General features: G+C 49.1%; 14 protein-coding genes. 7 read left to right on the top strand and 7 right to left on the bottom strand.

Annotated features, from left to right (window positions below):
• Positions 1 to 16: 16 nt before the first annotated feature.
• The 7 genes from soxB to UM181_09440 form a co-directional block, all read right to left on the bottom strand.
• Complete coding sequence (gene soxB / locus UM181_09470; GenBank protein WQC61567.1) at positions 17 to 1,720, bottom strand: thiosulfohydrolase SoxB; 1,704 nt, start codon at positions 1,718 to 1,720, stop codon at positions 17 to 19.
• An 82-nt stretch (positions 1,721 to 1,802) separates the two neighbouring features.
• Positions 1,803 to 2,636, bottom strand: a complete 834-nt coding sequence (soxA, locus tag UM181_09465; protein WQC61566.1) for a sulfur oxidation c-type cytochrome SoxA — start codon at positions 2,634 to 2,636, stop codon at positions 1,803 to 1,805.
• Between the two features lie 29 nt (positions 2,637 to 2,665).
• Complete coding sequence (gene soxZ / locus UM181_09460) at positions 2,666 to 2,995, bottom strand: thiosulfate oxidation carrier complex protein SoxZ (GenBank protein ID WQC61565.1); 330 nt, start codon at positions 2,993 to 2,995, stop codon at positions 2,666 to 2,668.
• 14 nt (positions 2,996 to 3,009) lie between these two features.
• Positions 3,010 to 3,432 (bottom strand): thiosulfate oxidation carrier protein SoxY, encoded by a 423-nt coding sequence (gene soxY, locus UM181_09455; GenBank protein WQC61564.1) that lies wholly within the window; start codon positions 3,430 to 3,432, stop codon positions 3,010 to 3,012.
• 9 nt (positions 3,433 to 3,441) lie between these two features.
• Complete coding sequence (soxX, locus tag UM181_09450) at positions 3,442 to 3,894, bottom strand: sulfur oxidation c-type cytochrome SoxX (GenBank protein WQC61563.1); 453 nt, start codon at positions 3,892 to 3,894, stop codon at positions 3,442 to 3,444.
• 84 nt (positions 3,895 to 3,978) lie between these two features.
• Complete coding sequence (locus UM181_09445; GenBank protein WQC61562.1) at positions 3,979 to 4,560, bottom strand: thioredoxin family protein; 582 nt, start codon at positions 4,558 to 4,560, stop codon at positions 3,979 to 3,981.
• Positions 4,561 to 4,569: 9 nt separating this feature from the next.
• Positions 4,570 to 5,310, bottom strand: coding sequence for a cytochrome c biogenesis protein CcdA (locus UM181_09440; GenBank protein WQC61561.1), 741 nt, complete (start codon positions 5,308 to 5,310; stop codon positions 4,570 to 4,572).
• Between the two features lie 68 nt (positions 5,311 to 5,378).
• Between UM181_09440 and UM181_09435 the strand changes: the two genes are divergently transcribed.
• The 7 genes from UM181_09435 to UM181_09405 all read left to right on the top strand — a co-directional run bounded on the left by UM181_09435 (position 5,379) and on the right by UM181_09405 (position 12,303).
• On the top strand, positions 5,379 to 5,744 hold the full coding sequence (locus UM181_09435; GenBank protein ID WQC61560.1) for a hypothetical protein: 366 nt from the start codon (positions 5,379 to 5,381) through the stop codon (positions 5,742 to 5,744).
• Positions 5,741 to 6,232: a heme-binding protein gene (locus UM181_09430; protein ID WQC61559.1), complete on the top strand. Its 492-nt coding sequence runs from the start codon at positions 5,741 to 5,743 to the stop codon at positions 6,230 to 6,232. Before UM181_09435 ends, UM181_09430 begins: the two co-directional genes overlap by 4 nt.
• Positions 6,233 to 6,241: 9 nt before the next feature.
• Positions 6,242 to 6,571 carry a metalloregulator ArsR/SmtB family transcription factor gene (locus UM181_09425; protein WQC61558.1) on the top strand — a complete coding sequence of 110 codons (330 nt, stop codon included), beginning with the start codon at positions 6,242 to 6,244 and terminating at the stop codon, positions 6,569 to 6,571.
• Positions 6,572 to 6,674: 103 nt separating this feature from the next.
• Positions 6,675 to 7,697, top strand: a complete 1,023-nt coding sequence (locus UM181_09420; GenBank protein WQC61557.1) for a YeeE/YedE family protein — start codon at positions 6,675 to 6,677, stop codon at positions 7,695 to 7,697.
• Between the two features lie 126 nt (positions 7,698 to 7,823).
• A complete protein-coding gene (locus UM181_09415) occupies positions 7,824 to 9,500 on the top strand; it encodes a tetratricopeptide repeat protein (protein ID WQC61556.1) in 1,677 nt (558 codons plus the stop codon).
• Positions 9,501 to 9,661: 161 nt separating this feature from the next.
• Positions 9,662 to 10,378, top strand: a complete 717-nt coding sequence (locus tag UM181_09410; GenBank protein WQC61555.1) for a YkgJ family cysteine cluster protein — start codon at positions 9,662 to 9,664, stop codon at positions 10,376 to 10,378.
• Positions 10,379 to 10,671: 293 nt separating this feature from the next.
• Positions 10,672 to 12,303, top strand: a complete 1,632-nt coding sequence (locus UM181_09405) for a GMC family oxidoreductase N-terminal domain-containing protein (protein ID WQC61554.1) — start codon at positions 10,672 to 10,674, stop codon at positions 12,301 to 12,303.
• The last annotated feature ends 15 nt before the right edge of the window (positions 12,304 to 12,318 follow it).

Genomic DNA, 12,318 nt, shown 5'->3' with positions numbered 1-12,318 from the left:
AGCCACAGCCCTTTCTTTACCGGCCAATAATGTCGACGCTTGTGTTGGGCGCCACAGAGACAACCCCCATTTTTCGAATATGAGCCTCAACCACATCCCAAATCATCGGGCCTTCAGTGCCTTCATTCACGCTTGCCCAGCCTGCCACTTGATAGTTCCGCGTAGGGTCAATCGGCTCACCCGTTTTCAACAAGGTCATTTCGGTTATCCGGCTGCCCTGGGGCTTAGAAATATCAATTCTGTAACCAAGCCCGCCCACGCGCACCATATCCCCCCCCTGCTGGTAATAAGGGTCAGGGTTGAACAGGTTATCCGCAACATCTTCTAAAATGATATGCAAAAACTCACCGCTCATTTCGGTGCGATAGGCATTGGGATAACTCATTGACGTAACGTTCCATAAATCATCACGGGTGATCTCTTGATCCGGCAAGATCGACGGCCCCCAACGTACACCCGGTGATAAGGCAATATCGGCATCGCGCTCAGAAATCAGGGCATCGCAAATAAGATCATCCCAAGTCCCGTTAAAATTGCCGCGCCGATACAGCACTTGATCCTCGCCCGTTTTCCCAATCACTTCTGACAATTGATCGATAAACGGAGCGCGCTGCGCGTCAATCAGTTTTGTCATTTGTGGGTCGGGCGCAATCACATCGGCAAAAATAGGGATCAGCTTATGGCGAAAGCCCATCATTCGCCCTTGGCGAATATCAAGATCCACGCGCGAAACAAATTTGCCGTTTGAGCCAGAGGCCACGATGATCGTATCCCCCACCAAAACCGGTTCCGGCAAAGCATCATGCGTGTGGCCAGATAAAACCACATCGAGCCCTTTCACTTTGCCAGCCATTTTCTTATCAACATCAAAACCGTTATGGCTGAGGCAGACAACCAGCTCGGCCCCTTTTGCGCGCACCTCATCCACCATCTCCTGCATCCGCTCATCGCGAATTCCGAATGAGTATTCGGGGAACATCCAGCCAGGATTGGCAATCGGCATATAGGGAAACGCTTGCCCGATCACCGCGATTTTTACCCCGCCCCGCTCAAAGAATTTATAGGGTGGAAAAAGATCCGTGGGCTCATCCCATTCAGAATCGAAGATGTTTTGCCCCAAAGCAGCAAAGGGGAGGTTTTCAACGATTTCATTTACCCGCTCAGAGCCAAGCGTAAATTCCCAATGAAAGGTCATCGCATCCGGCTTGAGCGCATTCATCACATTCACCATATCTTGGCCTTGCGTGTGATAGCAGGAATAGCTGCCATGCCATGTATCCCCGCCATCCAGCAACAACGCCTCCGGGCGTTCGCTGCGGATTGCATTGATCACTGTGGCAACCCGATCCAGCCCGCCCACGCGACCATAGGTTTGCGCGAGCGCCGAAAAATCAGACGAGCTAAGCGCATAGGCAGAGGCGCTGCCATCCTTGATACCGTATAATTTACGAAAATCGCTGCCCGTAATATGGGGAACCCGCCCTTTATTCGACCCGACGCCAATATTGGTATCCGGCTCTCTGAAATATATGGGTTTTAATTGCGCATGAATATCCGTGATATGGATAAGGGAGACGTTCCCAAAGCTATCAAACTCCAATAGCTTATCTTGAGTCATTTGTTGCTGCGCGGACAGACGGCTCCATGCTCCAAAAGAAGACGCCCCATAAACCGCAGTTGTGGCCATAGCCATTTGCAGAAAATCTCGCCTTGCTATCATTATAAACCCCTATCACATGCATTTTATTGAATATATTTAGATGAAGAAAACCCCGAGCGTTTGAGCGCCCGGGGCCTTTGGATCAGTTACGTACTGATGGTGTTTCGACAGTTAACCCGTTCCCGCGCGACGCGAGATACAATTCCAACGCTTGGAACTCTTCGCCGCCTTCTTTATAGGGCGTTGCGCGAATATTTTTCATGCAACCTTTGAAGCGGCCATGAATAGAATTAAGCTTTGCATTTTTCAAACGATAGGTGGGAAAACCATTCGTCTGCCCTTGCGACAGATGATCGGCGCGGATCATATTGCCATAATTGTCTTCATGACAATTTGAGCAGGACATATCCAATTGCCCAACGCGCGTGTAGTAAAGCTCTTTGCCTTTTTGCCACTGCGCCGCAGCATCCCCATCAAACTTAACATTAACGGGCATACCGCGCGATTGCAGGCCAATCAGAGCCGTAATCGCTGTCATGTCGGCGGATGACCATTTCCAGGCATCTGCCCCCATACGCTCAGTCCGGCAATCATTGACCATATTCTCCATCGAGACAACATCGCCATCCACAACCCGCGGCATTGAGGCACGCAGCCCTGCAAAGTCTTCCACATTTTCATGGCAGCTCGCGCAGGATTTACCTTCAGAGCCATCTACTTTTGCGTAAAGGTCGATGCCTTTATCTACAAAAACGAACCCTGGATTTTCGAAATCATCCATCTGCAGGGCTTGCGTTTCGTCTGTTCGAAACACCCAGCCAGAGAACACTTCATCCAAATTTGGCGTATGCGCTTGCGCGGCCACGCGCGTTGTCATGGCTTGTCCCTCAACGGAGAGAGTGTCTGATTCACCCGCTTGCGCAAGACCCCCGATCAAGACCAGAGCTGACGCGCTTATAAGCTTTGTCACTGTCATTTTTATCCTCCCTTTATTATCTGCGACGCTTACCCAACCGCTATATTTTTTGCCGTTTCATAAACTGAGCCGTCATCATCGTACCAAGTGAATTTAAATTCACCCGTTTCAGGAACGACTGCATCAAATTTAAAGTAAGGATTTGTTGAAATTGCTGGTTCAATTATAACGTCAATGACGCTTTGACCATTAAACTCACAGGTAAACCTATTGATGATCGAGCGAGGAATTTTATTGCCATCTTTATCTTTACGCTGACCAGATTCCATTTTATGGCTGATCAAAGTTTTGATTGTGATCATATCCCCTGCAGCGGCCGTTTTGGGCACTTTAACGCGGGGTTTTACACCTTTTGCCATTGTTATTCTCCTCTTTAGCCGCCGCAACCGCCAATGGTCACTTTGACCGTGGCTTGCGTAGTTTGAAATGAACCATCTTCCATTTTTGCGACCGCAATCACATCCTGGGTTTTGGCAAGGCGAATACGTGTTGAGCCGCTGCGCGCTGCGCTCATCGGCCCAAAATTAAACGTCGCGACGGCCGGCACTGGATTTCCAGCGGCTAGAATCATGATGCTGCTGGCGCCAGGCGCTGAGACCGTGATCGGAACCGTATTTCCATTCTCTGCAATTTCAGGTGCATCCAATTCGATCGCACCGGCAACCGCATCAGCACCACCAGTGAAATCCGCAATATGCTCATCAACAGCCGAGGCCAAAACGGGTATTCCGCAAAATGTGGCCACAGCGAACGCAGAGGTTCCTGCCAGCATCATATTTCTTCTCGTCAGTCCCATACTGCCCTCCTATTCTTCTTTAAGTGTTAAAAGATACGCCACAACATCTTCAACTTGCTGGGCATTCAAAATCGATTTGCCTTGAAACTTTTTCAAGTTTCGTTCAAATCCGCCATCTTTGTAAAATGCGGGCATAATCGTGCCCTCAAACATCATCTTAGAATTCACGACGATACCGCGCAATTCCGCCGCTTCCCACCGGTCAGCCACGCCATCAAGCGCCGGGCCTACTTCTCCGTGAAACGACTGATCGCTCATATCTTCATTGGCATGACAGGCCAAACAATTGCCCTGCTTGCGGTTCATAAAAACCTTGCGGCCCGCTGCTGGATCGCCGGCTTGCGCCGTTAAAGTTACGCCGATTGCGCCATCATTAAACACAACATTTGCTGGCATAACATCCCCAGCGAATGCTGAGGAGCCAGCAAATAAGCACACCAAGGTCAACGAAAAACGTCCCATGTTCCCCCCTTTTTTATTAATTATTATGGCTTCACGTTAGACATCACGGCGCAATTACGCAAGCATAAATTCATATTCTTGAATTTAATTGGCATCTTTTGCCGCGCGCCTTAATTTAAACTGTTTTGCGTGATAGCGCTGAAAATCGCCATCTTCCTCGGTGTCATAGAGCTTGGTGTTCACCCAAGTCAGTAAATCAAAGGTCATGCCACCACTGAAGGCTCCCGGCATCACCGCGACCGACGCCTGCGCGGCATCGAGTTGGTCGTCAATATCTTCGGGTAAAAACATAAATGAGGGGGTGAATAAAATGCGCCATTTGCGCGCGATGTCTTTTTCACTGAGCACTTCACCATCAAAATCGGTGACTTCCAAATCACCGTGTAGGTTCAATTGTACGACGAAAAAGTTTTCCTCGATGTAAGAAGACACGCGAGGCTGCACAAAAACTTCCTCATGCATTTTTTTGCAATAAATGCAGCCGCGCTGCTCGAAGATAACAGCCAATCGTTTCCCCTCAGCATTGGCCTCTGCCAAATCTTCACGCAAATCTTTGAACGTATCGCGCATCCAAGATTCTTTATACATGCCATCATCGCCAATTTGGCCCGCCTGCCCAACGCTGCCAAAGCTGACCAAAAGTAAAACTGCAATCAAACGTCTCATGTCGATCTCCTATCCAAAGGTCCATAGGTCCGGTTTAGCCTGTAACATCCAATTGGCGATCACGCTCACGCTATCAGACGCAATCAGCAGACCAAATAAGACCAATAAGGCACCGGTTATCTTTTCAATCTGCCCCAAATGGCGCCGAAAGCTTTGAGCCCAGCGCAAGAACGGCGCTACAAACAGACTTGCTATAATAAAAGGGCTGGTCATCCCCAACCCATAGGCAAATAACAACTGCATAGCGGCTCCAACCGTATCGCTGGACGCAGCCGTAAATAAAATCGCAGCCAAAATGGGCCCCACACAGGGCGTCCAACCAAAGGCAAAGGCCAACCCTAAAACAAACGCCATGGCAAAAGAGATTTTTTGCGTATCCCCCGCTTCAATCTTAAACTGTTTGTACAAAATCCCTATTTTCAAAACGCCCAAGAAATGTAGCCCCATCACAATAATGATGAGGGCGGCCACCCATCGCAATTGGGCGAACCACTCTCGCACCAACCCGCCAAAGCCACTGGCCGCCGCACCCATTCCAACAAAAATTGTGATCATGCCAGCTGAAAAAAACAGCGCAGAAATAATCGCACGGCGCTGAACAGACCGGTCTAAAGCATCCATAGCTTTGAGCTCATTCAAGCCAACGCCCGCAAGGTAACTGAGATAAAAGGGAACGATCGGCAACACGCAAGGAGAGGCAAAAGATAACAAACCCGCGCCGAAGGCTGCCATTAAAGAGACGTCGAACATATCTCACACCTTGCCAAATAAACACATTCATATTATTAAATATGATATTGAAACGTCAATGGTTAAAAATGAACATTCAAACTTTCATCGCTGGCGTTAGTATTGCGCTGACTTCAATGCAGGTTTCAGCCTCTGAATTGCTTATGGTGGAAGAAAAAGGCTGTTATTGGTGCGAGCGCTGGGATCAAGAAATATCTGCGATTTACCCCAAAACCAGCGCCGGACAATACGCCCCGTTGCGCCGGGTGGATATCGATGCGCTGCCCAATGAGATCCGTTTTAACCGCGGCGTAATGTTTACCCCAACATTTATTCTAATCCACAACGATGTAGAATTAGCACGTATAGAAGGCTATCCAGGCGAAGATTTCTTCTGGCCCTTATTAGAGGATGTTCTGGCAGCCCACACCCCATTCAAGGAGAATCGCCCATGAAAAAACTAGCGTTTATTTGTATGTGCTGGGCGGGGTTCGCCTCTGCCGAAGACAGCGCATTCGTCGAATTTAGGGCGTTAAAACCAGAAATTGCGCTGCGCATGGCGCAAGCTGCGATGGAGTCTTGTCGTGCGGGCGGCTATCAAATTGGTGTGATCGTGACCGATCGCTTTGGTATTCCACAAGTCTATTTACGAGACCGCTTCGCCGGGCTGCATGTATTAGAGACCGCAACCCGCAAAGCTTGGACCGCGGTAACATTCCGAACCAACACGGCCGACATAGCAGCCCTTACCGAAGCCGGCGAAGAGCTTTCTGGTCTGCGGCAATTGGAGAAAATCATGCCTGTGGGTGGTGGGCTTCCCGTGTTAGACGGGGATGGCAGCCTTGTTGCGGGAATTGGTGTATCCGGGGCGCCAGGTGGCACCTTGGATGAAGATTGCGCCGCCGCCGGCATCAGCGCAGTTGAAGATGAAATCGCTTTTTAAGGAAATTCGATGGCCCTCCCCATAATCTCTGAAAACGTATCGCAAACCGAACTTGACGATATGATGGACAACGCGCTCACCGCCTCAAATTTTTTGAAAGCGATCAGCCATGAGGGGCGATTGATGATTTTATGCCATCTGGCATCGGGGGAAAAATCTGTTACCGAACTTGAATCGCTTTTGGCCTCGCGCCAAGCGGCGGTTTCACAGCAGCTTTCGCGTCTGCGGCTTGAAGGGTTGGTGCATCCGCGGCGCGACGGCAAAGTAATCTATTACCGGCTGGCTGATAAGCGCGCAACGCGGATTTTAGACGTTGTCTATGATATTTTCTGCAAATAACAAAACTTGACTGCGCCGCAATAAAACAGTCTGCTCAGCGTGCATCAAAGCCAACAGCCAAGGAAAGTTTAGCATGGTTCTGCACAGCATTCCTGAAGCACTTATGGGAACCTTAATTGGCTTCGCAGGCGGTATTCTATTGGGCTTGGCCGCACGGATCGGGCGGTTTTGCACCTTAGGCGCAATTGAAGATGCCCTTTATGGTCAGAACAATAATCGGCTTCGCATGTGGGGAACCGCGATTGGAATGGCGGTACTGCTGGTGCATTTGGCGCTTGCACAAGGCTTGATCTCTACCTCTAACAGTTATCCGCTTACGGTGCCTTTCACGCCGCTTCTTACGGTCTTCGGCGGGCTGTTATTTGGGCTAGGCATGGCATTTTCTGGCAATTGTGGCTTTGGAGCCTTGGCGCGCTTAGGGGGCGGAGATCTGCGCTCGTTCGTGATTGTATTGGTGATGGGGGTAAGCGCTTATGTAACGCTAGGGGGACCGCTTTCCCCTCTTCGGATCTGGCTGGTCGAGCTGCTAAGCGTGCAACCTACTACCGCTAGCTTTTCAGCGCTTCTTTCAAGCTCAACCGGTATGCCTGCAAGCTATATTGGCCTGCTATTGGGCGCGGGTGTTTTCGGATTTTCGGTTTGGAACAGAGCCTTTTGGGAAGAGAAAGGCAATGTCATCTGGGGCGCCTTGGTCGGCCTTTCTGTTGCAAGCGGGTGGATTGGCACGCATCTTATCGCGCAGGTCGGCTTTTCAGGTTTGCGCCCTGTTTCGCATGGGTTCACCGCCCCCGTGGGCTCGACAATTTTATATTTCATGACCTCGTCCGGGCAGACCTTAAATTTTGGTATCGGATCGGTCTGCGGGGTCTGGGCTGGCGCATTGACGGGCAGCTTGATGAAAGGGCATTTTCGATTAGAAGCCTGTGAGGATCCGCGCGAGCTCCAGCGCCAAATCACCGGTGCTGTAATGATGGGTATTGGCGGGGTATTGGCGGTCGGATGCTCGGTTGGACAGGGTATTTCTGCGATGGCCTTGCTGTCGATAAACGCACCGCTGGCGTTATCCTCTATATTCATCGGCGCGTATTTCGGCCTGAACCATCTGATTTCAGGGCGGTTGATTTAAACAAAGAGCGGCGCCTGCGTGTAAAATGACAAACCTTCCACTGAAGCTTCACCCAAGCGGGTCTCATGAGCCTATCGGGCTATGTCAGCAGGCATATGGAACCAGCCTTTTGGAAAGACGCCTAAGATGATCATCTTACAGATCATGCCCCTAGCACAGGCTTTACGACTTGCTACAAAAAAGGAAAAGCAACGCGAGTTTGCCTACTCTGCGCGGCTTTACCAAGATATTTTGAACAGATTTCCCAAAAACACAGCTGCGCGCAAAGGCCTTAAATCCGTTCAAAACCGGCCCGCCTTTGAAGGCCCCTTCCCCCAAGAGCCTCCAGAAGACCAAATTCAACACATAACAAAGCTTTACAATAACGGAGCCTTGATCGCTGCATCTGAAGCTGGCGCAAGCCTTCTGCGCGAATTTCCAGAAGCAGCGACCCTTCACAACCTGATGGGTGCTATCGCAATGGGCCTTGGCGCTTTTGCCCAGGCTGAAACCAGCTTTGAAAGAATGAAGCTTATTGATCCTTATTCTGCGGAAAACCATTACAATTTAGGCCATGCAAGATCAAAACAAGACAAAACTAACCTTGCAATTAACAGCTTTCAGCTTGCTATTTTGCTCAACCCGGAATTTTCCAACGCTCATAACAGCTTGGGAATTGCGCTGAAAAGCGCCGGCCAAATAGAACCGGCCCTTCACAGCTACCGCAAAGCTATCGAAATAGACCCAAATTTCGCAGAGGCGTTTTACAATATGGGTAATCTGTTCAAAGACGAGGGCAATCTAGAAGATGCTAAACGTTGCTTTAAATCCAGCCTCGCAATCGAGGCGGGCCTTTGCGAAGCGCATTTTAACCTTGGCGTAATCTACAAAACCCAAGGGAAACTTGACCAGGCAATCAACCGCTATTCACAAGCTGTTGAGGTTAACCCGATGCTTCATGAGGGCTATAATAATCTGGGTTTATGTCTGCAAGATCAGGGGGATTTAAGCGCGGCGCTGAAAACTTTTCAGGCGGCGGTTAAGCTGCAACCAGATTACACGGATGCTATCTATAATATGGGCAATGTTCTCAAAGATATGGATGATTTTGCCGGTGCCGTTTCCTGCTTTCAAGATCTAATCAAAATTGATCCAAGCTATGATAGAGCGCAACATCTTCTAAATGCCCTAACGGGGCAAACCACGCAGACCCCGCCCCAAGATTATGTTGAAAGCTTGTTTGAAGAATATGCACCCCATTTCGAGCAGGACTTAATCCATAACTTGCATTACACAGCCCCTAAGCGTCTTGTTGATGCCCTTTTGCACCTATCCGCTCAGAAAAATTTAGGGTCGGTTTTAGATTTGGGATGCGGAACCGGGTTGATAGGCTGTGAAATCAAACGCTTTGCCTCTTATATCGAAGGCGTTGACCTGTCAAAATCGATGATTGAGCAAGCTGAACGAAAAAACATCTACGATAGGCTGATTCTTTCCGACATTAACGCGTATTTAGCAAAAACCAGCTTGGATTTTGACTGTATCATGGCAGCCGATGTGTTCATTTATCTTGGTGATTTAAGCGAAACCTTCCAGCTGATAAATGCCGGCAAAAAACGGCCGGGCAAGCTCGCTTTTTCAACAGAGCATCTAGAAAAAGGGTTGTTTCAGCTTGAACGATCGGGGCGCTATGCGCATTCAAAGCATTATATAGACTCGCTTTGCAGTCAATTTGGCTACGTGCTGTCGCATTTTTCCACCATACAGCTTAGAAAGGACAAAGATGCGTTCCTAACTGGTGGGCTATATATACTTGATTTCTAACGTTGCGCTGCTTGAGGGAACCCCCTTTGGCCAGCAAAGACAATTTCAACGGAAAAATTTACAGTTGAGAACCCGTTGATATTTTTTGTAACTCCCCCTAGCAAACCTCATTAAGATGCATAAACTCTGCGTTCATAAGAGTAATGAATGGGTCAACTCGGATGTCTAAATCAGCCCCTTTATCCACGCGTATTGGCAAAGCGCGGGTCACATCTGCGCCAGAGGTTGCGGCGCGCGCCAAACGCGGCATTGAGGCCTATACGCAAGCGATGGCCCAAAATGGCACCCCGATGGCACATATCATAGAGAAAATGGCAGATGGAACGGTCGCGCAGGGCATTGGCCAAATTGGCCTATCTGCTCTGAACCCAAGCAGTTTGGCTTGCGCGAAAGGCTGCGCATTTTGCTGCATTTTGAAGGGCGAAGATGGGGGCACGATCACAGAAATTGAAGCGGTCGAGATGTATAATGCGCTTTCTGTTTTGCAAGATGATCCAGATGGGCGCAATTGGACACCAAAAGCTTGCCCATCGCTGGATCCGGAAACCCTTGCATGCCGGACATATGAAGCGCGCCCTGTCATTTGTAGATCTTATATTTCAACAAGCGTCACAGCCTGTGAAAAAGCTAACAAAGGTGAGGCGGCAACCGGACAGGGCACCCTGCCTCCCTATCACACATATCTTGCGGCGCACGGGATAAGCCGGGCTGCGCTGAAAGGAACCAAACGCGTTTCGACTTATTCCTTGTTTGAGCTCGCATCTCAAGCGATCGACGGCGCATCGCTCGAAACCGCTTTGGCCAGATCCAAACATTCTGCTTCAGAGCTAGAGGCCGAGCTCAAACGCAGTAAACAAGATCTGTCCCGCGCAAGATAATTTTACCCCATGTGCAACAAAGCTAAATAGAGCGCTGAATTTGTGAACGCTCATTATAGCAGCTTCAAGCAGCCTTTTCATCTGTTCCAACATAAAGAATTGCAACCGTAAAACGCCACTAAACGAGAAAGCCTATGAAACCATTTTAACGAGGCAAACACCGCAAACCTACCTTTGCGCAGCTTTAAATCGCGCCAAAGCTCAAGTTTTAAAATTACTTAATTGAATGATTTGTTTCAAACTCTGCCAAAATTCGTATGATATACCTGCAACATAAGACGATGGTGCATTCTATGGCAGACAATGAAAACGAATATGATCACATTGTAATCGGAGGCGGCTCAAGCGGCTGCGTGGCAGCAGCTCGCCTCGTCTCAGAAGGCGGGCGCCGCGTGTTGCTATTAGAAGCAGGGTATTCACATCGCCATCCATTATTAGATATGCCACCGGGTATTTTTAAACTGATCAATGGTAGCAAATACATGACCTATCATCAGACGGTGCCGCAACCGCATTTGGCAAATCGTGTGCATGATATTCCCCAAGGCAATGTGCTTGGCGGCGGCTCTTCCGTTAATGCGCAATGCTATATCAGAGGTAGGCCTTCCGATTATGATGAATGGGATCGCATAGCGCGCGGTAGCAATGATGGGGCTGATTGGAGATGGGATACCGTGTTGAAGCATTTTACGCGGATGGAAAATAACAACCGTCTGCAAAATCATCTTCACGGTGTTGAAGGCCCCTTACTGGTGTCTGATCCGGGGCATGTTGATGCGATCTCTAGATGGTTTGTGCAAACGGTTCAGGAAAAAGGCGAACCCTTTAATCATGATTTCAATGGCGAAACGCAGCGCGGTGTGGGGTTTTATCAATTTATGAACCGTAGCGGAAAGCGCAGCAGCGCTGCATATGCCTATCTTGCACCATTAGCAAAAGATTCCAGAATTACGGTTAAGCTTCGCAGTAAAGTGAATAAAATAAATATTGAAAACGGACGCGCACGCAGCGTCACATATGTTGATAAAGCCGGAGTCCAAAAAACAGCTTATTCGAATTCAGATATTATTTTAGCGGCCGGCGCTTTGATTTCGCCTAAATTGCTAATGTTGTCTGGTTTGGGCCCTGCCGATCATCTCACATCGCATGGGATAAATCCGATACGCGATCTCCCTGGCATTGGTCAAAATTTAATTGATCACCCAGAAGTACCTGTCCTCTCTTTGGCAAACGGCCCTTTTGGTTACTACAAGCAAGCCAAGGGCTGGCGTATGCTGAGAAATGGTCTGCAATTTTTGCTGTTCGGGAGCGGCCCAATCACAACCACAGGCTTTGAAGCCGGTGCGTTCATCAACCCAACAGATCCCGATCAACCCCCGTCAATCCAAGCGTTTTGCGTACCCGCAGTGTATTTAGACAGAGACCTTTTACAAGTTTTTGATGAGGATTATGGTGTCACCATTACCACCGTATTGATGAAGCCTAGATCGCGCGGAACCGTTGCATTGCAATCATCCGATCCAAATGACATGCCCCTCGTCTCACCGAATTTACTTAAAGATCCAAGAGACATGAACATAATGATCGACGGCCAGCGTTATTTTCGTGACGTGTTACAATCAGGGCAACTTGGAAAGCGCATTAAAACTATTATTGCGCCCGCCGAACCAGATTTAAGCGATGAGGCAATGGCAGCGCATTGCCGAAAATTCGTCAAAACAAATTATCATCCAAGCGGGACTGCGCGCATGGGGGCCCATGATGATCCACTTGCTGTTTTAGACAGCCGGTTGGCAGTGCGCGGTATCGAAAATCTGAGGGTCTGCGATATGTCGGCTGTGCCGAATATTACGGCCGGCAATACAAATGCTGCCGCAATGATGTTGGGCGATCGGTGTGCAGATTTTATAATGGGCACGGCTTAAAAGAAAAAAGCGCCT

The sequence above is a fragment of the Alphaproteobacteria bacterium US3C007 genome, from assembly GCA_034423775.1.
In the GTDB taxonomy this organism is placed as follows: domain Bacteria; phylum Pseudomonadota; class Alphaproteobacteria; order Rhodobacterales; family Rhodobacteraceae; genus Thalassovivens; species Thalassovivens spotae.
Note: the sequence above shows the minus strand (reverse complement) of the source record. Positions and strands in the feature narration are given on the sequence as shown.